Annotated in this window: 22 protein-coding genes; 8 read left to right on the top strand and 14 right to left on the bottom strand. The window is 71.1% G+C overall.

Annotated elements, in window-relative coordinates; all coding sequences use genetic code 11:
* The first annotated feature begins 22 nt into the window (after positions 1–22).
* Complete coding sequence (locus RPQ07_RS17985) at positions 23–985, top strand: thiopeptide-type bacteriocin biosynthesis protein (RefSeq protein WP_313945171.1); 963 nt, start codon at positions 23–25, stop codon at positions 983–985.
* A 244-nt stretch (positions 986–1,229) separates the two neighbouring features.
* Here RPQ07_RS17985 and RPQ07_RS17980 read toward each other — a convergent pair whose 3' ends face one another.
* Positions 1,230–2,045 carry an ABC transporter permease gene (locus tag RPQ07_RS17980; RefSeq protein WP_313945170.1) on the bottom strand — a complete coding sequence of 272 codons (816 nt, stop codon included), beginning with the start codon at positions 2,043–2,045 and terminating at the stop codon, positions 1,230–1,232.
* Complete coding sequence (locus RPQ07_RS17975) at positions 2,042–3,016, bottom strand: ABC transporter ATP-binding protein (protein ID WP_313945169.1); 975 nt, start codon at positions 3,014–3,016, stop codon at positions 2,042–2,044. The genes RPQ07_RS17980 and RPQ07_RS17975 overlap by 4 nt, the downstream gene beginning before the upstream one ends.
* 279 nt (positions 3,017–3,295) lie before the next feature.
* On the opposite strand from RPQ07_RS17975, the gene RPQ07_RS17970 reads away from it, so the two are divergent.
* Positions 3,296–4,504, top strand: a complete 1,209-nt coding sequence (locus RPQ07_RS17970) for an FAD-dependent monooxygenase (protein ID WP_313945168.1) — start codon at positions 3,296–3,298, stop codon at positions 4,502–4,504.
* A gap of 183 nt (positions 4,505–4,687) precedes the next feature.
* Here the strand turns inward: RPQ07_RS17970 and RPQ07_RS17965 are convergent, their stop codons facing one another.
* From RPQ07_RS17965 to RPQ07_RS17955, 3 genes are all read right to left on the bottom strand, one after another.
* Entirely contained in the window at positions 4,688–5,239 is a 552-nt protein-coding gene (locus tag RPQ07_RS17965) for a hypothetical protein (protein WP_313945167.1), read from the bottom strand.
* Between the two features lie 81 nt (positions 5,240–5,320).
* Positions 5,321–7,258 carry an NAD-binding protein gene (locus tag RPQ07_RS17960; RefSeq protein WP_313948935.1) on the bottom strand — a complete coding sequence of 646 codons (1,938 nt, stop codon included), beginning with the start codon at positions 7,256–7,258 and terminating at the stop codon, positions 5,321–5,323.
* 165 nt (positions 7,259–7,423) lie between these two features.
* Positions 7,424–7,789, bottom strand: a complete 366-nt coding sequence (locus tag RPQ07_RS17955) for a PH domain-containing protein (RefSeq protein WP_313945166.1) — start codon at positions 7,787–7,789, stop codon at positions 7,424–7,426.
* A 173-nt stretch (positions 7,790–7,962) separates the two neighbouring features.
* Between RPQ07_RS17955 and RPQ07_RS17950 the strand changes: the two genes are divergently transcribed.
* Positions 7,963–8,628 (top strand): GOLPH3/VPS74 family protein, encoded by a 666-nt coding sequence (locus RPQ07_RS17950; RefSeq protein WP_313945165.1) that lies wholly within the window; start codon positions 7,963–7,965, stop codon positions 8,626–8,628.
* An 82-nt stretch (positions 8,629–8,710) separates the two neighbouring features.
* On the opposite strand, the gene RPQ07_RS17945 is transcribed toward RPQ07_RS17950, so the two are convergent.
* The gene (locus RPQ07_RS17945; protein WP_313945164.1) at positions 8,711–10,396 is read right to left on the bottom strand and encodes a TROVE domain-containing protein; all 1,686 of its coding nucleotides are present in this window, start codon (positions 10,394–10,396) and stop codon (positions 8,711–8,713) included.
* 717 nt (positions 10,397–11,113) lie between these two features.
* Between RPQ07_RS17945 and RPQ07_RS17940 the strand changes: the two genes are divergently transcribed.
* Positions 11,114–11,590, top strand: coding sequence for a lamin tail domain-containing protein (locus RPQ07_RS17940; protein ID WP_313945163.1), 477 nt, complete (start codon positions 11,114–11,116; stop codon positions 11,588–11,590).
* A 130-nt stretch (positions 11,591–11,720) separates the two neighbouring features.
* On the opposite strand, the gene RPQ07_RS17935 is transcribed toward RPQ07_RS17940, so the two are convergent.
* On the bottom strand, positions 11,721–12,284 hold the full coding sequence (locus tag RPQ07_RS17935) for a dihydrofolate reductase family protein (RefSeq protein WP_313945162.1): 564 nt from the start codon (positions 12,282–12,284) through the stop codon (positions 11,721–11,723).
* 267 nt (positions 12,285–12,551) lie between these two features.
* On the opposite strand from RPQ07_RS17935, the gene RPQ07_RS17930 reads away from it, so the two are divergent.
* Positions 12,552–13,112, top strand: coding sequence for a DinB family protein (locus RPQ07_RS17930; RefSeq protein ID WP_313945161.1), 561 nt, complete (start codon positions 12,552–12,554; stop codon positions 13,110–13,112).
* A 430-nt stretch (positions 13,113–13,542) separates the two neighbouring features.
* Here RPQ07_RS17930 and RPQ07_RS17925 read toward each other — a convergent pair whose 3' ends face one another.
* From RPQ07_RS17925 to RPQ07_RS17895, 7 genes are all read right to left on the bottom strand, one after another.
* Positions 13,543–14,106 (bottom strand): hypothetical protein, encoded by a 564-nt coding sequence (locus RPQ07_RS17925; RefSeq protein ID WP_313945160.1) that lies wholly within the window; start codon positions 14,104–14,106, stop codon positions 13,543–13,545.
* A 10-nt stretch (positions 14,107–14,116) separates the two neighbouring features.
* Positions 14,117–18,901, bottom strand: coding sequence for a putative T7SS-secreted protein (locus RPQ07_RS17920; RefSeq protein WP_313945159.1), 4,785 nt, complete (start codon positions 18,899–18,901; stop codon positions 14,117–14,119).
* 3 nt (positions 18,902–18,904) lie between these two features.
* Positions 18,905–19,555, bottom strand: coding sequence for a hypothetical protein (locus tag RPQ07_RS17915; protein WP_313945158.1), 651 nt, complete (start codon positions 19,553–19,555; stop codon positions 18,905–18,907).
* A complete protein-coding gene (locus RPQ07_RS17910; RefSeq protein ID WP_313945157.1) occupies positions 19,555–19,968 on the bottom strand; it encodes a hypothetical protein in 414 nt (137 codons plus the stop codon). Before RPQ07_RS17910 ends, RPQ07_RS17915 begins: the two co-directional genes overlap by 1 nt.
* Before the next feature lie 187 nt (positions 19,969–20,155).
* Positions 20,156–20,659, bottom strand: a complete 504-nt coding sequence (locus RPQ07_RS17905; RefSeq protein ID WP_313945156.1) for a hypothetical protein — start codon at positions 20,657–20,659, stop codon at positions 20,156–20,158.
* 334 nt (positions 20,660–20,993) lie between these two features.
* Entirely contained in the window at positions 20,994–21,416 is a 423-nt protein-coding gene (locus RPQ07_RS17900) for an arsenate reductase ArsC (protein ID WP_313945155.1), read from the bottom strand.
* 314 nt (positions 21,417–21,730) lie between these two features.
* The gene (locus tag RPQ07_RS17895; protein ID WP_313945154.1) at positions 21,731–22,105 is read right to left on the bottom strand and encodes a metalloregulator ArsR/SmtB family transcription factor; all 375 of its coding nucleotides are present in this window, start codon (positions 22,103–22,105) and stop codon (positions 21,731–21,733) included.
* A 105-nt stretch (positions 22,106–22,210) separates the two neighbouring features.
* On the opposite strand from RPQ07_RS17895, the gene arsM reads away from it, so the two are divergent.
* The 3 genes from arsM to RPQ07_RS17880 all read left to right on the top strand — a co-directional run bounded on the left by arsM (position 22,211) and on the right by RPQ07_RS17880 (position 25,757).
* Positions 22,211–23,104, top strand: a complete 894-nt coding sequence (gene arsM / locus RPQ07_RS17890) for an arsenite methyltransferase (RefSeq protein ID WP_313945153.1) — start codon at positions 22,211–22,213, stop codon at positions 23,102–23,104.
* A gap of 201 nt (positions 23,105–23,305) precedes the next feature.
* Complete coding sequence (locus RPQ07_RS17885) at positions 23,306–23,590, top strand: hypothetical protein (RefSeq protein WP_313945152.1); 285 nt, start codon at positions 23,306–23,308, stop codon at positions 23,588–23,590.
* 382 nt (positions 23,591–23,972) lie between these two features.
* Positions 23,973–25,757 carry a serine/threonine-protein kinase gene (locus RPQ07_RS17880; RefSeq protein ID WP_313945151.1) on the top strand — a complete coding sequence of 595 codons (1,785 nt, stop codon included), beginning with the start codon at positions 23,973–23,975 and terminating at the stop codon, positions 25,755–25,757.
* Positions 25,758–25,914 lie beyond the last annotated feature (157 nt).

Below are 25,914 nucleotides of genomic sequence, written 5' to 3'. Positions count from 1 at the left end.
TCGGAGCGCGAAGGAGCGACACATGACGCAGCGAGACACGACCGGGCACACCGCCCCGCCCGGCGGGACCACGGACTGGAACGCGTGGCACCTGCACCTCGCCACCACGGCACGATCGGCCCACGACCGGGTACTGACCGAGGTCGTGGGCCCGGTGGTGCGCGAACTGGCCTCGGACAGACCCTGGTTCTTCATGCGGTACTGGCAGTCCGGACCGCACGTCCGGCTGCGGATCGGCGACCTCGACCCCCGGACGTACGACCGGGTCGAGCAGGCCCTCACCGAGCGGCTGGCCGTAGCCGGCCGGCTCACCGACGGCGAGGAGCCGCTGGACGCGGACGCCTACCGGCTCGGCGCGGGCCGGCTGGCCGCGGCGGGCGAGACGGGCGACAACCGTTTCGTGCGGGAGCTGCGGGAGCCGGGCGTCCACCGGGCCGTCTACGAGCCGGAGACCGAGCGCTACGGCGGCGCGGCCCTGATGCCCGCCACCGAGCGGCTCTTCCGGCTCGCCAGTGAGCTCGTCCTCGGATTCGTCCCCCGCATCTCCACCGACGGACACCGCGCGATGCTCGCCCTGCGCGGCACGATGGCCGCGGCAGGCGCCCTCGGCGATCCGGCGGAGCGCTCGTACTACTACGCGCACGGCCTGGGCGCGTGGCGCGCCTGGGCGACCGAGGCCGGCTACCCGGACGACCTGCTCGACCGGATCACCACCATCGACCGGGACGGCTCCGCCAAGGACGCCGACCCGGCGGGCCACGGCCCCTTCGCCGGCTGGCACACGGCGCTGGTGTCCCTGAAGGAGCTGATCGAGGAGAAGTCACCGACCCACCCGGGCATGATCCTCTTTTCACACGCCCACATGCTCCACAACCGGCTCGGCCTGAGCCTGCTGGACGAACTGCGCACCTACGCCTGGCTCGCGCATGTCTTCCCCCTCCCCGAGGGTGCGCACGGCCCCGGGGAGCTGACGCGGACCGCCTGACCCCCCGCGGGACGACAGGGCCCGGCCGGATCCCCCTCCGGCCGGGCCTTCTCGTGCGCCCACGGGCCTTTCCTCGCCCACGTCCCTTGCCGCCCACGTCCCTTTCCTCGCCCACGTCCCTTTCCGCCTACGTCCCTTTCCGCGCGGCTTCCGCCGGCTCGCGAGCACTGTGCACCGACGCACCGAGGGGGGCCTCCCCGGGAGGCCCCCCTTGTCGTGAGCGGTGCGGTGTCGCGCGGATTCCTCACTCCGGCCGCGGGTCCCAGCGGAAGCGGCGCACGGCGATCAGGGCGCCGATGACACCCCAGGCCGCCAGGACGGCGAGTTCCTTCCACTGGTAGCCGGCGTCGTGGGCGAACGGCGCCAGCATGGCGTCGTTGAACGGCTTCACCGGCAGCAGACCCGCGATCGTGTTCAACACGTCGGCGTGGATCGGAAAGTAGCTGCCGGAGATGAAGACCAGCGGGAACTGGATGAACTGCACGACGGCCGGGGCCGCCTCCGAGTTCCTGATGAGCGAGGCGACGCCCACCCCCAGGGCGCAGAAGCTCGCCGCACCCAGCACCAGCGTCAGCACGACGGGCCCCCAGGCGGAGGGCAGTGTCACGCCGTACAGCGAGCCGATGCCCATGACCAGAGCGACGTCGACGACGCTGACCACCACACAGTGGACCAGCAGCCCGGCGAAGTAGATCCAGGCGGGCAGCGGCGTGGCGTGCAGCCGCTTGAGGATGCCCTGCTGGCGGCGCATCGCCAGCACGATCGCCAGCTGGCCGTAACAGGCGCCGAGCACCGACACCGCGGCGATCGTGGGCGTGTAGTACTGCATGCCCGTGAGGCCGAAGAAGAAGGTCTCGCCGCTGCCGCCGCTGAAGACGGCACCGAAGATCCCGATGATGACGATCGGCAGGACGAAGGTGAAGACCATCGACTGCGGGTTGCGCCAGAACGACAGCTGCTCGAAGCGGATCTGGTGGACGAGCAGGGACAGTTGGCCATGTCCGCCGCGGACCGCGGGACGGTCGGCGCGCGTGGCCGTGGTCGGGGTCAGGGTGGTCATGAGCGGCTCCGCCTCGGTCGGCGCGGCCCTCGGCCCGAGGACGGCGAGGGTGCTTCCTTGTCTGTGAGGTCCGCGTAATCACGCGTGAGGTCCAGGTAGACGTCCTCCAGCGTCGGCTGCACCACGCTGAGGCGCTCCAGCGGAGTGCCACGGCGCAGCGCCCAGTCGGTGAGCTTGTGCAGGGCCGCGGTCGGCTCCTCGGCCTCCGCCGTCACCAGACCGTCCTCCACCGCCGTGACGGTGAGCGGGATGTCGGACGCCACGGCGCCGCGCGGCAGCGCGAAGCTGATGCGGGCCAGCGCGCTGTCCCGGCCGCCGAGGGTCTCCGGTGTGCCGGTGGCGACGATCTCACCGCCGGCGATGACGACGACCGAGTCGGCGAGCGCCTGGGCCTCGTCCATGTAGTGGGTGGTCAGCACGATCGTGGTGCCGGCGTCCCGGAGATTGCGCACCACGTCCCAGGCACCGCGGCGGGCGCCCGGGTCGAAACCGGTGGTGGGCTCGTCCAGGAACAGCAGCTGCGGGTCACCGATGACGCCCAACGCCAGGTCCAGACGCCGCTTCTGCCCTCCTGAGAGGTCCTTCACCTTCGCGCCGCGCTTCTCCTGAAGACCGACGAGGTCGATCACCTCGTCCACGCCGCGCGGCGCCGGGTAGTAGCCGGCGTTGCGCGCGATGGTCTCCCGTACCGACAGATACGGCTCGACGGCGATGTCCTGGAGCACGAGACCGATCCGGCCGCGCAGCCACTTGCCGTCCGCCTTCTTCCCCGGGTCGCGCCCGAGCACCTCGACCCGGCCGCCGTCGCGTTCACGGAAGCCCTCGAGTATCTCCAGTGTGGTGGTCTTGCCCGCGCCGTTCGGACCCAGCAGGGCGAAGATCTCGCCCTCCGAGACGGTGAAGTCCACACCGCGTACGGCCTCGTGGTCTCCGTAGCGCTTACGCAGGCCCTCCACGGCCACCGCGGTCACCGCGGTCCCTCCGGTTCCTTCACTGTCTTTCCTCCCGGCGTAGTGGGTCGCCCGTGGACAGAACTCCGGGGCGCACTCAGGACGTTAGGACCGGGCCGCGGGCTTCCAGGAGGGCGCGGAGGGGAGCCGGTGACGGACGTCATGGAACCGGCGACAGTTGTCAGGGGAGGGCGTGACCCGCGTTGCCGCCGGGGTGGCGGCCGCACATTCTCGTGGGGCGGGGCCGGTGCGACAGCCGCTCCGCCGACAGGTGCGGCGACGCGGAAGGCGGTCACAGACGTGCAGTTCGGGGAAGTGGACGAAGTGGAACGGCCGCGGATCACCGTGGTCGGCGCGGGCATCGGGGGCCTGGCACTCGCCGGCGCGCTGTCCGCGAACGGCACACCGTACGAGATCTTCGAGCAGACCCGGCAGCTGGCCGAGGTCGGGGCGGGCGTCCAGCTCTCCCCGAACGCGATCCGCCCCCTGGTCCGCCTCGGTCTCGAACCCGCGCTGCGCAAGCACGCGGTACGCATCGAGGCGATGGAGGTACGCGGCTGGACCGGCCGCCCCATCGCCCGCACCCCGCTCGGCGGGGACTGCGAGCGCATGTTCGGCGCGCCCTATCTGACCATCCACCGGGCGCATCTCCACGAGGCCCTGCTCTCCCTGGTGGACGGCGACAGCCTCCACCTGGGACGTCGGCTGCGCGCCGCACAGGAGACTTCGGAGGGAGCACGGCTCACCTTCGACGACGGCACCGTCCGCCCGGCTGATGTCGTCGTCGGCGCGGACGGAATCCACTCGACGGTCCGCGAGACGTTCCACCGCGACGCCCCGGTCTTCGCCGGCCTCGGCATCTACCGCGGTCTCGTCCCGGTGGACCGTCTGCCCGCCGAGGCCCGCGAGTCGCTGGTACGTCTGTGGCTCGGCCCGGGCGGACACTTCGTCTGCTACCCGGTCTCCTCGGGCGAGTACATCAGCTACGCGGCGACCGTGCCGATGACCGAGGCACCGGCCGAGTCCTGGTCGGCGCCGGGGAACCCGGACGACCTGACACGGGCCTTCGGGACGTGGAACGGCCTGGTCGGCGACATCGTCCGGGCCGTGGAGAGCACCCACCAGTGGGCGATGCACGACCGGCCTCCGCTGCGCACCTGGTCCAGCAGCCACATCACGCTGCTCGGTGACGCGGCGCACCCGATGCTGCCGTTCATGGCGCAGGGCGCGAACCAGGCGATCGAGGACGCGATGGACCTGGCGGCCTGCCTCGCCGACGACTCCGGCACACCGGTCGCCTCCCGGCTCGCGCACTACGAGTCGCTGCGCATCCCGCGCACCGCGGAGATCCAGCGCGGCTCCCGCGGCAACGCCGGAGTCCTGCATCTGCCCGACGGCCCGGCCCAGCGCCGCCGCGACGCACGGATGGCGGTCCATGCGGCCCTGCACGACCGGGCGACGCTGTACGCGCACGAGACCGGTCGCAGTGTCGTGCCGACGGGGGTGTGACAGGGCGGTGGACGGCAACGAGCCCCGGGCCGGCGGCCCGGGGCTCTGTGCTGAGGTCGGACATGCTCGGGCGTGACCGGGACGTCGGGTCCGGAGTGTGAGGCCGACGGCATCGGAGTACGTGAACCGCGCGCCGGGTCCTGCGCATCAGGTCCTGCGCGTTCGGCCCCCGCACATCAACTGCTACGCGTCGGAGTCTTCGAACCGGGCGTCCAGCACCGCGTCGAGTTCCGCCGCCCACTGCTTCAACTCCGCCTTGGACGAGGCCTCGACGTCGTTCTCGAACCAGCGCTGACTGGACACGTAGACGGTGACACCGAACCGCCGGCCGAAGCGCGGGGTGCCGATCTCCACCGCCCCGATCTCGCCCCAGCCGAAGCGGGCTTCTTCCTCGTCCAGCCGGAAGGTGATGCCTTCCGCGTCGGCGACGATGGCGCCCCGGCGGTCGGAGGCCTCGAAGACGGGACCGTCGTCCTCGACCGGCCCCGCTTTCCCGGGATCCTCGGGCGCGGACCCCTCCGCGCCGGAGCCCTCGTCCTCGGACGTCACGCGCTCGGGCGCGGCGTCCTTCGGCGGCGCCTCGTCGGCCTGTTCCGCGTCGGTGGCCTGCTCGGGGACGGCCGCGTCCGTCTCGTCACCCTCCGCGGGGCGCGGGGGCACCAGCCCGGGGATGTGTGCCGGGTCGAGTCCGGCGGCGGCCGTCGGCGGGATGATCGAACCTATGCGCTGCTCCACGGCAGGCAGTATGGCGGACGAACCTGTGCGGGTCCCAGTGGAACCGCACAGCCGGCCCGGACGCTAACGCCCCGTCGCAGGTCACCCGTCCGTCCGGGTCGTTCCGCGTGCGGCACGCGACTCGGGCTGCCGGCCCAGGAGTTCGGCCATTCCTCTCCGGGTGGCCGCCACCACCACACAGTCCTCGGGCCGCAGGACGTACCCGGGGTGGAGGTCCCACAGCAGCCGGCCGGCGTGCTCGCGGCGGATGTCGCGGCGGGCGGTGGCGAGGTCGGGGCGGTCGTCCGGCTCCGCCGTGTCGAGGGCGATCACCCGCCACGCTCCCGGCCGGAATGCCTCCGCGACCGTCCGCCCCTCGAACTGCGGGTGACCGGCCACCTCCAGCGCGGCGAAGAGCAGCACCTTGCGTTCGACCGGGATCGCGCCGAGGATCTGCCGGCCCATCATCGCGCCGGCGAACGCGGGAGCGGCGAGTGTGGAGACGCTGCGGCTGCGGGTCAGCGCGTCGGGATGGGCCACGCGCAGGGTGCGGTAGACGGCGGTGGCGAAGTCGTCGTCGTACAGCCGCAAGGCGACCCGCAGATCCGCCTTGACCGTCCGCGCGTACAGCGTCGCCTCCAGATTGGTGGTGTCGACGCTGGTCAGGGACAGCAGCGCGTACGCACGGTGGATTTTCGCCGCCTCCAGGACGCCCTCGTGCGTGACATCGCCCAGCACCACGGGAACGCGCAGCCGCCGCGCGAGCGGGATGCCGCGTGCCTCCGGGTCCTCCTCCACGCACACCACCGGGATACCCAGCTCCCGCAGTTGGACCAGGACGCGGGTGCCGACCTTGCCCAGCCCGAGCAGCACGACATGCCCCGACAGGCCGCGCGGAGGACGGCGCAGCGCCGCGGCCCCGCGGAACGCGCCGAGCGCCTCCAGCCCGCCGGCCACCAGCACCGGCAGCAGCGCCAGCCCGGCCAGTCCGGACAGCAGCTGGAGCACCTGACGGGCGGTGGGTTCCCCGACGGCCGGGTCACCGATGGCGAACAGGTCGAGCAGGGTCAGATACGCGGCCCGCAACGGGTGTTCGCCGGTCGTCAGCCAGGAGGCGACGGCGAGCGCGAGCACGGCCGCCCCCATCCCGGCGAGCGCCCAGCGCAGCCGCCGCGAGAAGATCTCGCCGAGCGGCGCACCGCGTCCGGCCAGCTGCCGGGGCGGCACAGCGGGCCCGCTGTGCGACACGGCCTCCAGCACCACCGTGCCCCGCCGGGACGAGGCGGCGACGGTCGCGTCGTCGGGCAGCAGCAGCGGTCTGTCCGCGCCGATGTCCGAACCCGCCGTGCCGGAGGGGCCGTCGACCGTGGACGACAGCAGCGCAAGGGTGCACAGACCGGAATCGGGAGCCTCACCCTGCCGGTGCGGCGGCCGTTCCACGGCCCGCAGCAGCAGACCGTCGGCCTGGACGACCTTGCTCGTACCGGCCACGGCGGTGGCCGCCAGCGCCGGCGCCGCCGTGTCCGCGTCGGACAGCACGGTCGTCGAAGCGTCCAGCTCGGACGCGTCCAGCCCGGGCATCGCGACCACGGCGGCCTGATCGAGCAGCGCCTCCAGATACTGGCCCAGCTTGCGGTTGTAGAGCCGGATCACGAGCCGCAGCCGCGGGTTGAGCCGGCGCGCGGCCAGCGCGGCCCTGATGTTGGTCTCGTCGTCGTCGTAGACGAGGGCGACGGCGGCGGCCTGTTCCGCTCCGGCGAGCCGCAGCGCCTCCTCGGTCGGCTCGGAGGCCTCCATCTCGCGTACCGGCAGCAGGATTTCGCCGCTGGATCCGGTCGCGTCCGCCGTCCCCGGCCGGTTCATCACGGCGCTCACCCGCCCGAAGAGCGCGGAGGCACGGATCCGGTTCGGCGCCGCGGCCGACGGACTGCTCGCCGACGACCGGGCCGGCGGTACGACGAGGGTGACCCGCTCGCCGTACACGCTGTGCAGTTCACCGGCGAGCCGGGTGGCCAGCGCGTCGTCACCGCAGACGATCATCTGCCCGGCGGGCACGGGCTGTTGGGCCGCGGGTGCAAGGGAGGAGGACACGCCCCAACCCTCTCGCGCCGACCCCCCTCGGCGCACGGCGGCCTCCCGCCCGTGCGTCCCCGTCCAGCGCGGAGCCGGCCCGGTCGCGTGGTTCCGGGGACGCGCGGTGGCGGGCTAGCGCGCCACGAACTGCGTCAGGATGGCCTGCACCTCGTAGATGTCGACGCCCTTGGTGAAGGTCTTCTGGATCGGTGCCGGCGTCCCCGACACCCAGATCTTGAGCTCGGCGTCGAGATCGAAGGTCCCGGCGGTCTCCACCGCGAAGTGCGTGATGCTCCGGTACGGCACGGAGTGGTACTCCACCTTCTTGCCGGTGATGCCCTGCTTGTCGATGAGCAGGAGCCGGCGGTCGGTGAAGAGGATCGTGTCGCGGATCAGCAGATACGCGGCGTGCACCTGCTCGCCCTGCCCGAGCAGCCGCGCGTAGTCCTGCTGCGCCGCCGCCGGGTCGATGGTGTGCGCGTTCCCGAACAGTGCCATGGATGGCCCCCCAACTCGTCGATGCGAATCTCCCAGCGTATAGGGGCGGCCGAGATGACCGGAGGGCGTGGCGATCACACGCCTTTTCGCCGCTGCGGGGACCGGCACGGGAACTGGCGGCCCACCCCCGGGCGTCGAACAGGGCAGGGGGAACGACTGGAGGGAACAGACGCATGACGGTCACGCTGGGCGAGGAGATCATGCTGCTGTCGCTGGACGACGAGTCCGGAGCGGCGAAGGAGCGGCAGGCCGCGGGCTGGGCCGTCGCGGGCGGCATCGTGCTCGAACTCGTCCTCGCGGGCCGCATAGCGGTGGACCGCGAGCGGCTGACCGTCAAGGACACGACGCCCACCGGCACCCGGCTGCTCGACGAGCGCCTCGCACTGATCGACGCCTGGGCGTCGAAGAAGAGCAAGCCTCCCAAGATCACCGACTGGCTGACCAGGGACCACGACAAGGCCGTCACCGCCACGATCGACAGCCTGCGCGACCGGGGCCTGGTGAGCGAGGAACAGCGCAAGGTCCTCGGCCTCTTCCCGGTCCGCCGCTACCCCGAGGCAGACGGTTCGGCCGAGCGCGAGCTGCGCAGCCGCCTCGCCGCCCTCGTTCTGCACAACGCCACTCCGGACGACCGCTCGGCGGGCCTGATCGCGCTGATCCACGCGGCGAAACTGCACCGGCTCGCCTTCCCGGACCTGCCGCGCAAGGAGGTCTCACCGCGGATGGAGGAGATCGCGAACGGCCAGTGGGCGGGCGAGAGCGTGCGCACCGCCATCCGGAACATGGAGGCGGCGATGGTGGCGGTCCTGGTGACGACGACGGTGGTGGTGACGAGCTGACGGTCGGTGGTCCGTCAGCATCGCAGCGCGATCGGTGACGTCGTGCACCGGGTGCGCGGTGCCGCCGCGCACCCGGTGCACATCAGAGGCGGGAGTCGGCGGGCTGCTCCCAGGGCCACTTCGCGTCCCGCGCTGCCTCCAGGAGCGGGATCAGCCGGAAGGCGGCATCGCTGAGGCCGCCGAAGGTGTGGCGGTGCGGCCCGGAGGCGGAGTGCCCGGTGGCGTACCCCTCCAGGTTCCAGGTGTAGACCGGAACATCGCGAGGCACCGCGGCGAGCGGGTCCTTGCAGTGGGTCGACTGCACCTGCTCGTCGGTGACGACGACCACCCGGGAGTGCCCGCGGTAGTGCCGCTTGACCGCCGCGGCGGTGTTGGTGCCGCCGAGGTCGTGGAACCGGTCCACTGCCCGCAGGACGGAGTCACCCGGTCCGACCTCGACCGTGCGGCTGCCGGTGCCGAATTCGACCAGGTCGGCGTGTTCGGCCCGGGTGGCCAGGGCGGTCCCGAAAATGGCGGCGGCATCCGCCCGGGTGAGGTCGTTCCCCTCGCTGGTGTGCCAGAACATCGAGCCCGAGCGGTCCACCAGGACGAGGGTCCGGCCGGGCAGCGCGGGCACACGGGCGAGCGAGTGGTTGAGGGCGGTCTCCAGGGACTGCGCCCAGCGCGGCGAGGGCGCGTTGCGGTGAGCGGCCAGATAGCGGAACGGGAACTGCCGTGAGCGGGCCACCTCGTCCGGGTCCGAGATCCGGCGCGCCACCTGCGCGGCGACCTCGTCACCGACGCCCGCGAGATCGAAGTTGCGCAGATTGCGGACGAGGGCCATCGACCCCATCGACGGGATCACGGCCTCCCACACCGCCGCGTCGAGCGGACCGTGCAGCCAGCCGGCCAGCGCCTCCCACGTCATCCCCGCCGCCGCCAGCCGATCGGCCCCGTCCGGACCGGTGACCAGGGCGTACCGCTCGGCCACCGGCACAGCCATCAGCGCGTGGTGCGCGCCGAGGAGCGCATCGCCCACGGGCGGCACGGCGCGGTGGGGCCGGTGCCGCCGGTCCAGTGCGTACCGGAACAGCTCCCCCTGCCATGGCGCGGCCGGCGCGGGGTGCGTCAACTCCAGTACGTCGCCGAACCGGTAGGACCGAGCATCGCTGTCGTACTTCAGCAGTGCCCGCCCGGTGTAGAGCCGGCGTACGGCGTCGGCGACCCCGCGCTTGACGGGCTGGGGCAGCCGCCGGCCGTACCGGGACGTCCAGTACGCCAGCAACTCACCTGGCTCGTCCGGGCGTTGGAGTACGGCATTGATCGCCTGCCGGCTGAACCCCGCCTCTCCGACCTCCAGCCGCGCACGGGTGAATTCGGCCGCACCCACCAGCGAGGCCGTCCGCATCCGGGCGTCGGTCCGCAGCCAGCTGAGCAGTCCGAGGGGCCACGCCGGTTCGCTGAGGGCGAGTTCGCGGATCAGCCGCAGATAGCGGTCGTCGCGTGACTCGGCGCTCTCGTAGAAGGTGTGCCGCCCGACCATGTTGGCGACGGCGAGCAGAAAGAGCGCGTCCTTCGGCTCCCGGACGTACCCGGCGCCGCCCTGGTGGTTGGTGAGCCACGGCAGCCATCGCGTGACCACCGGCGCGGACGCACCGCGCGGCGGTGTGGCCCAACGGCCGTCGGTGGAAAGCGGGGAGGTCACTCCGCGCGCGGTCAGGCCCGGCACTTCGGCCTGGATCTCCGCTCTGGCGTCGGCCTTGGTCCGCTGGCGGCTGAACCGGGTCATGCAGAAGTCCCCCTGGGGAGCGACGGGTCGAAGAGGTGGCGGGCGGCTGTCGGTCACAGCGGTGCGCGGTCGCGGGACGGCATGCGTGGGGCCGGTGAGCGGCGGGACCGGGGAGCGCGGGATCGAGGGGCACGGGTCGAGGACGTGGGTCGAGGACTCGGCGGTGTGCGCCTTCCGAGATCGGATATGCGCACCGGTGGATGAGTTTTCAGGAAGTAACCGGGACGCAGCGCATCGGAAGGCGCGGGACGTGACGCTACCCGGCGCCGCTCGCCACGGCATCCGAATAAATGACCCGCACCCGTGGACGCGCGGCGAGCCCGTTCGGCCGGCAATTTCTCGCACCTGCATACGACATGGGGCAGACCGTTCGAGGATCGGCCGCTTCGCTTCGTTACCTGGAGCGAAGCTCTGCCCTGGGTGGCGAGCGGGGTGGCGCGGGGGGTGGTGCGCCGGAGCCCGCAAAGGCTTGCTGTCAGTGACGGCCCGGGTTGGTGCAGCAGGCACGTTTTGTCTGGAACGTCACTTCAGTAGTTAGTTGAACGACGCAATCAAGAGTTACGGAAATGTCCGCATTCAGTAACACGAAGCGGAGCACCTGCGGACCGGCGTCTCGGGGCCGCAGAGTTTGGGTCCTCGGCCCGGGGACGGCCGAGAACCCGTACAGCACAACGGGCCGAACGGACCGTTGTGCCCCTGATCCGAGGGGGCTTTCTCTTGTCTGCTTCTCGTACCGCTCGCACTCTCGTCGCCACCACCATGGCCACCGGCGCGGTGGTGACCGCCCTGGCCATGCCGGCCGTGGCGGCCGACCGCGGACACGACCACGGGCACGACCGCGGACCCTCCAAGTCGGCGATCGAGCTGGGCCGCATCCAGTACGACAGCCCCGGCCGCGAGGACAACTCCAACCGGTCCCGCAACGCGGAGTGGGTGGACATCAAGAACACCTCCCGCAAGCCGGTCAAGCTGAACGGCTGGACCCTGACCGACAAGGCGGGCCACCGCTACACGTTCCGCCACTTCACCCTCGCCGGCCGCTCCACGGTCCGCGTCCACACGGGCATCGGCCACGACACCCGGACCGACGTGTTCCAGGACCGCCGCAACTACGTCTGGGACAACAAGGACAAGGCCATCCTCAAGGACCGCCGCGGCCATGTCGTGGACAGCAAGTCCTGGAACCGTCGCTGAGACACCGCGCACAGCCGCGTAGGCGCTGCGCACCTCCGGCCTGAACCGGGCCGCACCGTATGACACCAGGGCCGGACCCCTCCTGACAGGGGCCCGGCCCTGGTCCGTGTCCGGCGCGGCCACCCGTCGCTCAGGCCCGCGGAATCTCCCGGCCGGTCGGCCGGTACTCGACCAGCAACACCCGGTCGTCCAGGGCCCGGTGCCCCACGAGCTCCAGGTCGGCGGACGTCACCCCCGCGAAGAACGGCTCACGGCCCGTTTCCCCCACGAGCAGGGGAAAGGTCATCAGCCTCAACCGGTCGACGAGTCCCGCGCCGCACAACTGCCGTGCCACGGAAAGACTCCCGATCGTGCGCAGCGGCACGCCGCTCTCCCGCTTGAGCCGGCCGACCTCGGTGACGAGGTCCTCGTGACAGACGCGGGTGTTCGGCCACGAGGCCGACTCCAGCGTCGCCGAGAACACGACCTTGTCCAGCCCGGCCATCCGCTCCCACGACGCATCCCGCGCCTCCCGCGGCAGCCCGGCAAGCGCCTCGTAGGTCCGCCGCCCCAGGACGACCAGTTGCGGCAGGTCCAACTCACCTTTGATCCACGCATCGAGCTCGGGCCCGAAGTACCCGAAATACCCGGGCGAGGTGGCGCCACCGGCCCATCCGTCGACCGAGAGAAACACATCGACAGTCAGTGTCTGCATCGCTGCCCCTTCGTGGGTGTGGCCCGGGTGCCTACGGCTCCGGGGTGCCCCGGGAGCCTTTCCGCAGGAGACGTCGGAGCGGGGCGGGGCTTCTCGACACGATCCGACCCGGCCGACCCGGCCGACCCTGCCGACCCGGCCGGCCCGGCCGTCACCACACCTGCCGCGGAAATTGGGGGGCGCCCGGGCGGTCGTCCCTGACACATTGGGCGGCAAACTCGGGGCACCCGCACTGCTCGGGCGGTCCCACGGACGAACAGGGAGCGCATGAGCGACCAGCCCGCACGATGGACCCAGGCAACCGTCTACCCCGACATGTGGGCGGACCCGAACGACGACCCGCGCAACAGCGAGGGTGCGAGTCCGGACGGTGAGCTCGCGACGCTGGACGACTTCCTGACCAACTACCGCATGACCCTGCGGATGAAGTGCGAGGGCCTGACCCCGGAGCAACTGGCCCGCCGGTCGGTCCCGCCGTCGACGATGTCGCTGCTGGGCCTGCTCCGCCACCTCGCCGAGGTCGAACGCGACTGGCGCAACTGGATCACCGACGGCGAACCGCTGCCGAAGCTGTACGGCAAACGAGACGCGGACTTCACCGGAGCCGTCGCGGATCAGTCCGTGGTCGACGCCGCGTACGCGGACCTGGAACGCGAACAGGCGGCCACGGACGCGACCCTGGCCGAGCACCCGGACCTGGGTGCGCGCGTGGGCAGGGAGGACATCGCGGTACGCGAACTGCTGGTGCACCGCATCGAGGAGTACGCCCGCCACTGCGGCCACGCGGACCTGCTGCGGGAGTGCGTCGACGGGAGGGTGGGGCAGTGACGGGGGCGCGTCTGAAGGAGGCGGGCGCGGGGCCGCGGTGAGGCAGCGCCCCGTGATCGGCTGACACCGTCGGTCTCGGAGACCTGAGTTGGCGAACGCCAGGATGCGCGACGTCAACCTGCCCGTGGCGAAGCGACGGTACGGCGGGGGAGAAGCTCCTGGCGGGAACGGGCCGCGTCCCTGTTCGAGCGGCCGGGGACCTGCTGCGCAACAGCGGCAACGGCGCGGGTTCCTTCAACTCGACCGTGAAGATCGGGACGGGCTGGCAGGGGTACAAGGGCCTGTTCTGAGCTGCTGAGAGGACCTCGTTGACCGGGACGCGGGCCGCCGGCGGGGCCAGGCGACGTGGATGTCGTTCAGCAGAGCCTTTTCTGAGGCAGCTGCCGTGTACGGCGTGGCATCGAAGCACGCGTATGCCGGGCCGAGCCCGTCAGTGCGTAGCTCCCCGCTCTGCGGCCCACACGGCGGATTTTTGGATCACAGGCCCGTCGATCCGGACCGCGCCCGATGCGTACGCGGCCCACAGCAGGTCCTGGCAGCCGAAGAAGGATTCCCCCCAGCTGTCCACCCAGATGTGGACGCGGGAGGGTCCGGCCTGTGTGGCGTCCCACCACTCCCAGCCTCGCGAGTCCTCGTCGGGGTCGAAGCGGTACAGCCAGTTCTGCAGCTCCCACGGCCGGCCGCCTCCCGTGCGCTCCACATATGCGTCGTGGCCGGCCCTGGCGAACTGCGGAGCCCGCTCCTCGTTTCCGGAACTCACGGCCGCGAACCAGTCCGGAACATCGTCGGCCGGGAGGCTCTCCTGCTCGAAGTCCGCGGTGGCCCCCAGCCGCACAGCAGGCGACAGGACCGAACGCAGACGCTGCTCGTACTCCGCGGCGTCACCGGAGACCTGGGCGACGAAGAGGGACAGAACGGGCGGCGCGGATTCGGCGCTCGGGCGATCCTGGAGTCGCTGGAATTCTGAGGCCAGGCTGTCGCGGCTGTGCATCATTTGAGGAGAATCACCCTTCTCGGACCACGCGTCCAGATCCGGGGATAATAGCATCCCGCAGCCCGTCGAGCAGTTTGTCAGGAATTCCGTAGAGGTGGGGGCCCTTTGTGGGGTCGGATATCTCGGGATATTCCTTCAGGAGCGCTTTCCATTCCTGTCGGGTGAACGCGGAACCGTCGGGATGGTCGTCCTTGTTCTGCGGAAGCGCGTCGTCGTGAATGGAATCGCGATAGGACTTCGGAACGTCGTACGAAACAATCTGCCCGCTGTCGGAACGGAATTCGACGGTGTGCTTCATGTCCCCGCTCATATTGAGGTAGAGCTTCCCGTGCCCGGTGATCGTCACCTCGCCGTTCTCGCCGATGTGCACGCGCTGGCTCAGCGGATGGTCCGTCTGTTTGCGGTAGACCGTCACCGTTTCGTCCGGGCACCCGACCGGCGCGAGCCCGAGGGGGTCGGCCGCAGTGTGGGGGTTGTTGACGTAGGCCACGGGGTTCGGGGCGGGCGCGAGGCCGAGCGGATCCGGCGTCAGATACCGGGCGGTCTCCGGGTCGTAGTGGCGGAAGTAGTTGTAATGCAGACCGGTTTCCGGATCGAAGTACTGACCGGGGAAGCGCAGCGGGGTGTACGCGGTGGAGGTGCGCGCCCAGGTGGTGGTGCCCCACAGCGTGGTGCGGGTGTGCCAGGCGATGTCACCGGACTCGTCGACGAGTTCGGTGGGTGTGCCGACGAGGTCGGTGACGATGGCGAAGAACCGCCGGTCGACCTCTTCCTGGGTGGGATCGGCTGGAGCGATGCGTTCGGTCTGGGCCAGGGGGCGCATGCCGGAGTGGTCCCACGTGAGGACGACCCGGTGCGCGAGGTCCGCGGAGGTGGTGGTCTGTTCGCAGAGGGTGCTGCCGTCCCAGGTGAAGGTCACCTGCTCGGCCACGGTGACACCGTCTCGAGCGAGCCGCTGTTTGGCGGTCCGGCGGCCGAGCGGGTCGTAGAGGTAGCGCCACCGGGTTCCGTCCGGCGTGGTGACGGCCGTCAGGCGGTCCTCGGCGTCCCAGGTGTAGCGCCAGGTGTCGGGCTTGCGTGACAGCCGCGTCTTCTGGCGCAGGACGATGCGGCCGGCGTCGTCGTGCTCGTAACGGACGTCTCCGGCGCGGGTGATGCGGGTCCCCGCGTACGTGCGCGGACCGATCGCCTCCTGACCGGGCATGGACGACGGCCACGAGGCGGCAGTCTGGTTGCCCGCCTCGTCGTAGGCGTACGTCTCGCTCCAGCCGTCCGCGTGGACCGCGGTGACGCGACCGGCCGGGTCGAGGTCGAAACGCCGGGGCCCGGAGAGCTCGTCGTCGATACCGGTCAGCAGCCCGTCGGCCCGATAGTTGTAGGTACGGCGATTGAGGCTGCGCCCGCCGGACGAGGTCTCCTGCCCGGCGACCCGTCCCGCCGCGTCCCACTCGGTCGTGAACGTGAGCATCTCGCCGAACTGCCGGGTCAGTTCGCGACCGGTTGCGTCACGGCCGAAGTCCACCTCGTGTCCACCGCTGGTCTGCCGGACGAGGTTCCCGGCCGCGTCGTACGAGTAGGCGGTGACCTGCCCGGTGGGGGTCACCCGGCGCGTGCGGCGGCCCAGGGCGTCGTAGGCGTGCGTGGTGACCCGGCCGTCGGCCAGCTCTGTCTTGACCCGCCCACTGCGGTCGTACTGATAGCTGAGTTCCCCGTCCGGACCGGAGGCATGGAGCAGTTGGCCTCCCGGGGCGTACTCGTAACTGGTGGTCCGGCCGCCCGCAACCTTGCGGGTCACCCGGCCGCCGATGTCGCGCTCGTAGTGGATGGTCTCGCCCGTCGGCGTGGTGCGGCGGGCCACCTGACCGAGGGGGTCGAGTCCGTAACGGAGTGTGCGGCCGTCGAAGTCCGTCTCGGCGATCACCCGGCCCGCGTTGTCGTACGCGTAACTCCACGTCAGACCCTGCGGGTTGGTCACCCGGGTCAGGCGCAGCTCCGCGTCGTGGTCGAACGTGTAGCGGCACCCGTCAGGGCCGGTTCGCGCTGTCAGGAGGTCGAAGTGGGTGTACTCGTAGTGGGTGGTGTGGCCCAGTGAGTCGGTGTGGCTGAGGCAGTTGCCCTCGCCGTCCCAGGTCCACGATTCGGCGGCGCCGCCGGGCGCGGTGCGGCGGGAGAGCAGGCCGTCGGCGTTCCACTCGAAGCCGGTGACCGCTCCCAAGGCGTCCGTGACGCTCAGGAGTCGGCCGAAGGCGTCGCGCCGGTAGCGGGTCGTGCCGCCGAGTGGATCGGTCACTTCCAGCGGCAGGCCGGCCCTGTCGCAGCGTACGGTCGTCACCTCGCCGACGGCGTCGATGACAGTCTCGGGGCGGCCGTACGCGTCGTAGGTGTACCGCGTGGTCCGTCCCGCGGGGTCGGTGAGAGAGGTCCGGTTGCCGCGGTCGTCGAACGCCTGCTGCCACCGGGCACCGCCGGGAGCGTTGATCCCGGTCGCCTGGCCCGAGGCGTCGCGCTCGGCGTGGATCGTGCTTCCGTCGGGGCGGGTGAGGGTGGACAGCCGGCCTTCCTCGTCGTAGGCGAAGGCGGTCGTCCGCCCGAGCGCGTCCGTGCGGCTCAGCCGGTTGCCTCGGGTGTCGTAGGTGAAGCGGGTGGTGTGGCCGAGCGGGTCGGTGGTCGCGAGGACGCGGTTGCCCTCGCCGATGAGGTGGCGGGTGGTGTGACCTTCGGAGGTGGTCAAGGTGGTCGTGCGGTGGCCCGTCGCCGGGTCGGGTTCGCCATAGCTGAGGGTGACGCGGAAATGTCCGGCCTCGCCGCCCTCGGACGTCACCCGGTGCCGGTCGTCGTACGAGTAGGCGTAGCCGCGGCCGTTGGAGTCGACCCAGCCCGTCACCCTGTGGTGGTCGTCGTACGCGAAGGTGAGGGTGGCTCCGGAGGGCCTGGTGACCTCGGTGAGGTTGCCGTCCGTGTAGCCGTAGGCCATGACGGGCCGGGCCGGCCGTCCGTCCGGCCCGGCGTCCGTTCCGGTCAGCGCCAGTGCGGTGACGCGGCCCTCGGCCGTGGCCAGGGACAGGTGGTAACCGGCCGAGTGGACCAACGCCAGGGGCGTGCCGTCGTCCGCGCGCTCCAGGGCGACGGTGTTGCCGTTGCTGTCGGCGACCTCTACGAGCCAGCCGTCACCGTCGCCGCCGGGTTCCGTCCCGGGAGGTCGGGCGAAGTGCTTGGTCAGCCGGGTCTCGGGGTCGGTGAGCGTGTAGTCACCGGTCTCGTCGCGGCTCAGGACGCTGCGTGAGGTGCCGGTCTCCGGGCGGGTGGAGAGGCCGGGGACGGGGTGGGGGTAGGTGATCAGGAGGCCGTCGTCGGTGACGTGGATGACGCCGTTGGCGTCGATCTCCAGGCGTTCGTCGACCGTGGACGACCACGAGGGGCCGAAGAACCGGCCGCCGGTGTAGCCCGACTCCACGCGGCGGGTGAAGGCGAGGGGCAATACCCCGGGGAGCATCACATCGGTCTGGGGGAGGAACATGCGGCCCGAGGCCAGGTCGACCGGGTCGGTGCCCTCGGCGGTGCGCTCACCGTCGGGGCGGTTGTGGGTGCCGTCCGGGGCGTCGTCGACCAGCCCCCGGGACCGGCGGGACGCGTTGGCCGCGTCGGCCAGCTCGTCGGCCAGGCGCACGCCCTTGACCCCGGCGCCCGCACCTCCGGTGGCGGCGGTCAGCGCCAGGTCGGGGATGAGCCGGCCGAACCCTTCGGCGGGGTCCTTCATGAAGTCGGTGACCATCTGCTTGCCCGCGCCCCAGGGGTCGTTGGCGACCTGGACGAGTCCCGCGGCGGTGTTGTTCAGGGCGAGCGCGTATTCAGCGGGGTGCGTGATGTTGTACGGGTCGGTGGGGTTGACGCTGCGGACGAAGCTGAGCAGCCCGGCGGTTCCCTTGATGATGCCGCCGCCGAAGTGGGTCTGCATGATCTGGATTTCGTCCAGGCCGTCCTTGGCCTGCTCGGCGTACGACGGCTTGGGCGGCGCCTGGTCCCGCGCCGCCCGGACCGCGGTACGGGCCGTCTCGGCGGCCGTGTTCCGCTGCTTGCGGGCCTCGGCCAGGATCTGCTGGGCCTCCTCCATCCGTCCCTTGCCCGGGTCGGTGAACTCGCCCGGCTTCGGCGGCAGCGAGGCGGGGTTGCGCTGGTCGGCGGGCTGGGCGTTGTACTGGTCGGCCGCCTTGTTGTAGGTGTCGACCTTCGACTTGTGCGCGTTCAGGGCATCCTCGGACGCCTTGGTGCCCGCCTTCCACTTGTCGATGGCGGTCTGCGCCTGGCCCTGTGCCCACTCCACGGTCCCGGCGAACGCCTCCAGCGCTCCCGCGGCCTTCTCGCACGCGTCGGCCGCCTTGTGCCACTTCGGCGGCTCGATCTTCACCGTCGCGCGGAAGGCGTCCGCCGCCTCGCCCTTGAGCGAGGACGAGTCCAGTCCTCCGAGACCACCGGCGACATTGCTGAACGCGCTCTTGAAGTCCTTGAGATGAGAGGCGGTGGAGCGGATCTTGGAGGCACTGCCGTAGATGAGCTTCGTCTTGTCCTCGGTCTGGCCGAGGTCCATCTCATCGACCTCGGCGCCCATCCGGTTCGCCAGGGAACGGGACTGCTCACGCACCCAGTCGGCGCCCGAGTCCCAGCCCACGTCCTCGAGCCGGTCCGCGGTCCAGTTCCCGGCGTCCTCCACCCGGTCGCCGGCCCACTCCACGCCGTCCTCGACCGCGTCCTCCACGACATCCGGTGTGATGTCGCTGACGAAATCGCCGATGCCCATGGATCAGTTCCCCCCGCCGTCGGGCTGCTGTTGCTGCTGAGCCGCCCGTTCCTCGGGCGAGGGGCCGAAGGTGTCGTCGACCGCCCGGTCGAAGTCCCCCTGGTCGACGCCGATCAGATCGTTGAGCATGCTCGCCTGACGCCCGCCGTTGCCCTCGGTCAGCAGAGCCCGCCCGGTGTCCTTCCAGGTCTGTGCGGCCTCGTCGCGGGTCTTCTGAAACGATTCCGCGCTGTAGTCCGGGTTCAGATAGTCCGGGGTGAACACATCGCCCCAGTTCTGCTTGACGATGTCGTCCTCGGACGCGTGCGGATTGCCGACGGCGGAGTTCACCGCGATCTTGAAGGCTCCCTGGACGTACTGGTCCTCCTCCCAGAGCAGCCCGGCCGCCAGCCCCAGTTTCGACGCGATGGTATTGGCGTCCTGGACCAGCGCCCGCACGCCCCACTCCCAGCGTTCGCAGTAGTCCTCGAAGTCCACGGAGAGCCCGTGGTGGCCCGCCTCCATGCCGGTCATCGACATGTCCGAGAAGCCCTTGCCCAGCACCGAACCGCTGCCGGTGCCGACCTCCCGCAGCTCGGACACCGCGGCCCGCAGCCCTTTGGTGATCCGCTGAACGCTCTCCTTGTCGACCTTCAGGTCCTCGGCGCCTCCCATCAGTCACGTCCGCTCTCGTCGACAGCTGCCGCGTCGGGCACGATGCCCGTCACCGGCGGGAACAGCATGGCCCCGTCGGGATCCGCGATATTGAGGGCCAGCCCCGCCGGTTCAGCCATGGCCGGGACGATCTCGTCCAGCAGCCGCGCACCGCGCAGTTCGGCGAACTCCCACGACCGGCCGGTCTCCCGCCCGTCCCCGGCATCCCGTGACCGAGCGAACCGGGCCAGCGCCTGCTCGTCCGTGAACCCGCAGATCCAGCGCACCCCGCCGAACGCGGCCGTCCACAGCCCGCCGCCGTCGTACGGCACCAGGACCAGTGCCCGCCGCAACTCCCCCACCAGCGCGCGGGGATCTCCCACCCCTGCCCGCCGATCGGCAATCCGATCCGTCAGCGCTGTCCCGTCAGCCATGGAGCCTCCGTTCATGTGCCACTGCCGCGTGGTCCTGGATCCCGGACACCGTAGGACACCACGCTCGGCATGAACCAGCGGTTCCGCCGACCTTGGCGGCGACGTGAAGCAGGGGCGGGTTACCGGGCGCAGCGACGGTGGGCATGTTGTGGCCCGACCGTGGAGCGCGGCACGTGACGTGAATCCGTCAGCTGGAGCGCTTCCCCTGGGCAGCCACGCTTTCGGCCTTCATCTCCGCACGCGCTCGGTACTCGTCCTGAAACCCCAGGGCGAGCAGCGACAGCATCGCTGCCAGGCCGAAGGCGGCCGTCAGAAGGTTGAACAGGCTGTAGGGGCCGCCGGCCGCAACGACGCGACCGTCGTCCAGCAGGCAATCGAAGCCCAGTGGGAAGTAGGACGGTTCGTGTCCGGCGAGTTGATCGAGCGTGCCGGGCGGGAGGGAGCGGCAGGGAACGGCGGGGGAGGACCCTGCGCCGGACTCGGCTTCGCTCGCGTCCCACTGGACCGAGCCGAGCCCGATCGTGTACACGATGACGGCTGCGACAGCCGCCATGCCCGCGCTCCAACGCAGCAGGTCCCTGGCCCAGTCCGGTCGGCGCCCAGGGACGACGACCGATAGCAGCTTCACCACGACCGCAATGACCCAGAGCGGTACGGCGAACATGGCGCCGTACATCAGCAGGACGAACATGAGGTGTCTGCCTTTCGGGCGTTCCCCGACTCTGTGGACGACCTGATCGTCCTGTGCCAGACGCCATGCCGCGCCGGCCGGTTCCCCGGAGCCGCTGAGCGCCCGGACATCATGTTTCACAGCCGAAACAGCAGCACTCCGACAACAACAAAGGCCCCTACGGTGACTGCGACCTCAGCTGAACGCAACTAGTGGCCCTGTCAGCGTCGGCCGCTCGCACGCTTTCCCCCTGTGTCGGAGGGGTGGTGGGCTCTACGGGGGAGTTCAGCTGCGTTCATGTGTGGCCGGCACTTCGCTGCTGTACCGCAACGCGCCGTCAGCGCCCAGGCGGTGCTTACGCCGTGGCCGTGATGCCGAGTTCGGCGAGCAGGCCGCGCACCCGCTGTTCGATCTCGTCCCGGATCGGGCGGACCGCATCGACGCCCTGGCCGGCCGGGTCGTCGAGCTGCCAGTCGAGGTACCGCTTGCCGGGGAAGACCGGGCAGGTGTCCCCGCAGCCCATGGTGATCACCACGTCCGACGCTTGGACCGCTTCGGTGGTGAGGATCTTCGGGGTCTCGGCGGTGATGTCGATACCGGCCTCCGCCATGACTGCCACGGCGGCCGGGTTCACGGAGTCGGCGGGCGCCGACCCGGCCGAGCGCACCTCGACCTCAGCGCCGGCGAGGTGGGTGAGGAAGGCGGCGGCCATTTGGGACCGGCCGGCGTTGTGGACGCAGACGAACAGCACCGAGGGGCGCGGAGCGGCAGGGCTCATGACAGGTGTCCTTGCGGGCGGAAGAGGCGGTCAGGAGGAGGCGAGTTCGGGTTCGCCGTGCGGTACCACGACGATCGCCGTGCGGGCAGGACGTCCGTACACCACCGCCGCGGCACCCGGCCCGAGCGCGGCGCCGAGCAGCGGGGCCGCGATGAACGGGGCGAAGGAGCCCGGGATCGCCCCCTGGCTCAGGTGCCGGTGACAGCGCGGCCGACGGTGATCAGCTCCGCCGCCTGGATGCCCGAGCCGACGACGACCGCGACCAGCGGGCCGGTCCCCACGGCCTCCCCGGTGACGCCACGCCCGAGCGGCGCTCACGCGGTGATTCTGGCGCTCTGCGGCGTCACCAGGAACGAGGCGAGCTGATCCAGAACGCCGGGCAGCACCCAGTAGTACACCCACGTACCGCGGCGCTCGCAGTCGATGAGACCGGCCTGCCGCAGCAGCTTGAGGTGATGGGAGATCGTCGGCTGGGACAGTTCGAAGGCCGGCGTCAGCTCACAGACACACACCTCGCCGCTCTCCCCGCGCGAGGCGATCATCGACAGCAGCCGCAGCCTCACCGGGTCGCCCAGCGCCTTGAACACCTTCGCCAGCTCACCGGCGCGCTCCTCGCCCAGCGGCGCGGCAGCCAGACCCTCGCAGCAAGCGGCGTCCTGGCCGATCACCTCCAGCTCTTGATTCGGCATGTCTCTATGTTGACGTCTTTCGATTCAAGGCGCAAGCTTGCATCAACGAACGTCGATACAAGCAGTTCCAGGGCGCCACCACGCCCCGTCATCGAGGAGTGCGTCATGAGCGAACAGCCCAGCGACCTGCGCGAGACCGTCCGACAGCGCTACGCCGCGGCGGCCGCCCAGGTCACCGAAGGCGGCACCGCATGCTGCGGGCCCGCACCGGCCGAGGTCGACGAGAACTTCGGCTCCACCCTTTACACCGCCGACGAGCGCGACGCCCTGCCCGCCGAGGCCGTCGCCGCCTCCCTCGGCTGCGGCAACCCCCTCGCCGTCGCCGAACTCCGTACCGGTGAACGCGTCCTCGACCTCGGCTCCGGCGGCGGCATCGACGTCCTGCTCTCCGCCCGCCGGGTCGGCCCCACCGGCAAGGCCTACGGCCTGGACATGACCGACGAGATGCTCGAACTCGCCCTGGCCAACGCGGAGAAGGCCGGCGCGACGAACGTGGAGTTCCTCAAGGGCACCATCGAGGCCGTCCCGCTGCCCGCGAACACCGTCGACGTGGTCATCTCCAACTGCGTGATCAACCTGTCCACCGACAAACCGGCAGTGTTCGCCGAGACCTTCCGCGCGCTGAAGCCCGGCGGGCGGATCGGCGTCACCGACGTCGTCGCCGACGACGACCTCACCCCGGACCAGCGGGCCGAGCGCGGCGACCACGTCGGCTGCATCGCCGGCGCGCTCTCCTTCGCCGAATACCGCGCGGGCCTGGAAGCCGCGGGGTTCACCGACGTCGAGATCATCGCCACCCACTCCGTCGCCGACGGCATGCACTCCGCCATCGTCCGCGCCACCAAGCCGCTGACCACCGACGCCATCCCTGAGACCGCGGAGCCGGCTGACGCATGCTGCGGCGTCAACGCCTGCTGCACCCCGGCCGAGCGCTCCGCCGATGCAGCCCTGACCGTCGCCGATGCCAAGACCGCGACCGGCTGCGCCTGCCGGCACTGACACCCCGACCCGGGTCCCTTCCGGCCCTTCCGGACAGCGGGCCCCGGCGGCAAGGGCGACGCCGACGCGGTGACGGGCGCCGTTCGTATCACCTGACGCGGCCCTTCAGGTGATGGTCGAGGGCCTCAGGAGCCGAACAGCCGATGCGGGGGTACGACGTCTCAGCGGAGTTCAGACCCTGACCCCACGAGGAGCTCGGTGATGTACGCAGCAGTCCGGCGGTACGAAGGAGTGACGGACCCGGCCGAGGCGGGGCGCCGCGTGAACGAGGGGTTCGTGCCGCTCATGCGCCAGGTTTCAGGCTTCGTGGCCTACTACTGGGTCGATGCCGGGGACGGAGTGATGATCTCGACCAGCGTGTTCCAGGACCGGGCCGGTGCCGCGGAATCGGTCGCGAAGGCGGCGGACTTCGTGCGGGACAACCTTGCGTCGCTCCTCCCCAACCCTCCCCAGGTCATGGCCGGCGAGGTTCTGGCTTCCTCGTGAAAACGGTCGAAGCAGCCGCATGGGACGGCCTCTGAGCAGCACACGTGAGGCGACCGTGCGAGCAACTGTGGAGCGGGGCAGCCCACCTGACCGCAGGATGGCGCTCAGCGCGCTCCGGACAACGACAAAGGCCCGGGTCCATGACCTGGGCCTTTTCCATGGAGGCGGGTGACGGGACTCGAACCCGCGCTCCGAGCTGGGAAATCACCGGGCGCTTCCGGCGGACGCGCACGGCCAGGGACCCCGTGCCCGCCATGGGCGACAACCCTGATGGGCAGCGCCGAACTTGCGCACGGCCGCCGCCTTCCCCTCACGCCCCCTGCCTCTACCCTTGAGGACTTCGGATTGATGGTTCACGAACAACCACGGAACGGAGCGTGCGGTGACCGCGGGGGAAGCGCATGGCGGAGAGCTGACGGGCAGGGTACTCGGCGGGCGTTACCGGGTGACCTCCGTCATCGGGCGCGGCGGCATGGGTGTGGTCGCCCGGGCGGTGGACGAACTCCTGAACCGGGAGGTCGCCGTCAAGGTCCTGCGGGCTTTCACCGACACCTCCGCGGCCGAACTGGCCGACGTGCGGGCCCGGATGCAGCGCGAGGCGCAGGCCGCCGCCCGTATCCGGCACAGCGGCGTGGTCACCGTGCACGACGTGACCGAGGAGCAGGGCCTCCCGGTCATCGTCATGGAACTTGTCGACGGGCCCTCGCTCGACGACGTGCTGACGGAGCGCGGCACACTGGAGCCTCACGAAGCAGCCGCGATCGGCGCCAAGTTGATGGACGCGCTCGACGCCGCGCACCGGGCCGGCGTACTCCACCGGGACGTCAAGCCGGGCAACGTGCTGATCGAGCACGGCGGCAGGGTCGTGCTCACCGATTTCGGCATCGCCAGCATGGAAGCCTCCGGCGACGACGCCATGGCCAAGCTGACCCAGAGCGGTCAACTCGTCGGTTCCCTCGACTATTTGCCGCCGGAGCGTGCGCAGGGCAGGGAGCCCGGTCCCGCGTCGGACATCTGGTCGCTCGGCATGACGCTCTACGCAGCAGTGGAGGGCACGTCGCCGTTCCGCCGCACGTCCGCGTGGTCCACCCTGTCGGCGATCGTCACCGAGCCGCTGCCGGAGCCCCGCCGGGCGGGACCGCTCACGCCGGTGCTCCAGGCGCTGATGGCGAAGGAGCCGGAGAACCGGCCCACCGCGGAACAGGCGCGCGGCATGCTGGAGCGCGCCGCCTCGGGCGGAACGGTGCGCCTCGCATCCGCTGCTCCCACGCTCACGCCGACGCCGACGCCGACGCCGACGCCGGCACCCGCTCCCGCTCCCACTCCCACTCCCACGGTGGGCCCCGAGGCCGCGGCCGCCGCCGCACCGGTCCCCGGGTTCGGTCCCCCGCTGTTCCCCCAGCCCGAGCCTGCGCACGGAGGCTATGTGCAGCCCGGCGCGCCGCCGACGCTGCCGGAGCACGGCGCGCCGGGCGCGGGCCACGCCGGAGTCCCCGATCCCGAGACGAGCCGGACGACAGCCCGTCGCGCACGGCGCCGCAGCAACCGCACCGTCGTCGCGGCAACGGCCGCCGTCGCACTCCTCGCCGCAGGCGCCGGCATCACCTACGCCCTGACGTCTTCACAGGGCGGCACGACCACGGACGGCGCGCGGGCGACGCCGCCCGCCGTCGGCTCCCCCACGGACAACCCACGGTCGACGGAGGGAAGCACCCCGGCGTCCGCCGGTCTTCCCGGAACGTCCTCGAAGGCGTCGGCCTCGGAGGAGCCTGATGGTGACGAGGACGAGGAGCGGGGCCCCACGGAGAAGCCCGGCGCCGAAGGCGACGAGCCGACCGAGAGCCCGTCGGCCTCTCCGGAGACCGAGCCCAGCCCGACGGTGAAGGAGCCCACTCCTGTGTCGACGGCCTGCACCGGCTGGGCCCACGAGAACCGCAGCGCCGGCTCCGGCCAGCTGGCCGAGACGTCCCACCTCTACACCGGGCCGTATGCGGAATGCCAGTACGTGACCGTGGTCAAGACCGGTGCGAAGCTCTACTACCACTGCTACATCACCAACGCGTACGGCAATAAGTGGATCTACGCCCGTATCGATGGGACGAACACCGAAGGCTGGGCCCACAGCATCAAACTCACCAAGGAGAGCGGCACTTTGCGCCGCTGCTAGGCGTCCCGACCAGTGCTGCACAGGGACGGCTTCACAGGTCCGTCCTTGGCGGCCCGCACCAGCCGGTCCGTCCTTGGCGGCCCGCACCACCGGCTGATGCCGTCGCGCGACGTGGTGGCCCTACCCGTCTAACCCCCGGAGCGGGTGGTGGTCCGAT

Origin of the sequence: Streptomyces sp. AM8-1-1 (assembly GCF_032229325.1) — a bacterium.
GTDB classification, from domain to species: domain Bacteria; phylum Actinomycetota; class Actinomycetes; order Streptomycetales; family Streptomycetaceae; genus Streptomyces; species Streptomyces achmelvichensis.
This window is presented reverse-complemented; position numbering and strand designations above follow the sequence as displayed.

Excerpts from the sequence above, each read along its gene's own strand:
- RPQ07_RS17905 (WP_313945156.1), bottom strand. The coding sequence starts at position 20,659 with ATGTTCGTCCTGCTGATGTACGGCGCCATGTTCGCCGTACCGCTCTGG.
- RPQ07_RS17960 (WP_313948935.1), bottom strand. The coding sequence starts at position 7,258 with ATGATCGTCTGCGGTGACGACGCGCTGGCCACCCGGCTCGCCGGTGAA.
- RPQ07_RS17985 (WP_313945171.1), top strand. The coding sequence starts at position 23 with ATGACGCAGCGAGACACGACCGGGCACACCGCCCCGCCCGGCGGGACC.
- arsM (WP_313945153.1), top strand. The coding sequence starts at position 22,211 with ATGAGCGAACAGCCCAGCGACCTGCGCGAGACCGTCCGACAGCGCTAC.
- RPQ07_RS17930 (WP_313945161.1), top strand. The coding sequence starts at position 12,552 with ATGAGCGACCAGCCCGCACGATGGACCCAGGCAACCGTCTACCCCGAC.
- RPQ07_RS17920 (WP_313945159.1), bottom strand. The coding sequence starts at position 18,901 with ATGGGCATCGGCGATTTCGTCAGCGACATCACACCGGATGTCGTGGAG.
- RPQ07_RS17885 (WP_313945152.1), top strand. The coding sequence starts at position 23,306 with ATGTACGCAGCAGTCCGGCGGTACGAAGGAGTGACGGACCCGGCCGAG.
- RPQ07_RS17925 (WP_313945160.1), bottom strand. The coding sequence starts at position 14,106 with ATGATGCACAGCCGCGACAGCCTGGCCTCAGAATTCCAGCGACTCCAG.
- RPQ07_RS17955 (WP_313945166.1), bottom strand. The coding sequence starts at position 7,789 with ATGGCACTGTTCGGGAACGCGCACACCATCGACCCGGCGGCGGCGCAG.
- RPQ07_RS17895 (WP_313945154.1), bottom strand. The coding sequence starts at position 22,105 with ATGCCGAATCAAGAGCTGGAGGTGATCGGCCAGGACGCCGCTTGCTGC.
- RPQ07_RS17915 (WP_313945158.1), bottom strand. The coding sequence starts at position 19,555 with ATGGGAGGCGCCGAGGACCTGAAGGTCGACAAGGAGAGCGTTCAGCGG.
- RPQ07_RS17935 (WP_313945162.1), bottom strand. The coding sequence starts at position 12,284 with ATGCAGACACTGACTGTCGATGTGTTTCTCTCGGTCGACGGATGGGCC.
- RPQ07_RS17980 (WP_313945170.1), bottom strand. The coding sequence starts at position 2,045 with ATGACCACCCTGACCCCGACCACGGCCACGCGCGCCGACCGTCCCGCG.
- RPQ07_RS17900 (WP_313945155.1), bottom strand. The coding sequence starts at position 21,416 with ATGAGCCCTGCCGCTCCGCGCCCCTCGGTGCTGTTCGTCTGCGTCCAC.
- RPQ07_RS17950 (WP_313945165.1), top strand. The coding sequence starts at position 7,963 with ATGACGGTCACGCTGGGCGAGGAGATCATGCTGCTGTCGCTGGACGAC.
- RPQ07_RS17910 (WP_313945157.1), bottom strand. The coding sequence starts at position 19,968 with ATGGCTGACGGGACAGCGCTGACGGATCGGATTGCCGATCGGCGGGCA.
- RPQ07_RS17945 (WP_313945164.1), bottom strand. The coding sequence starts at position 10,396 with ATGACCCGGTTCAGCCGCCAGCGGACCAAGGCCGACGCCAGAGCGGAG.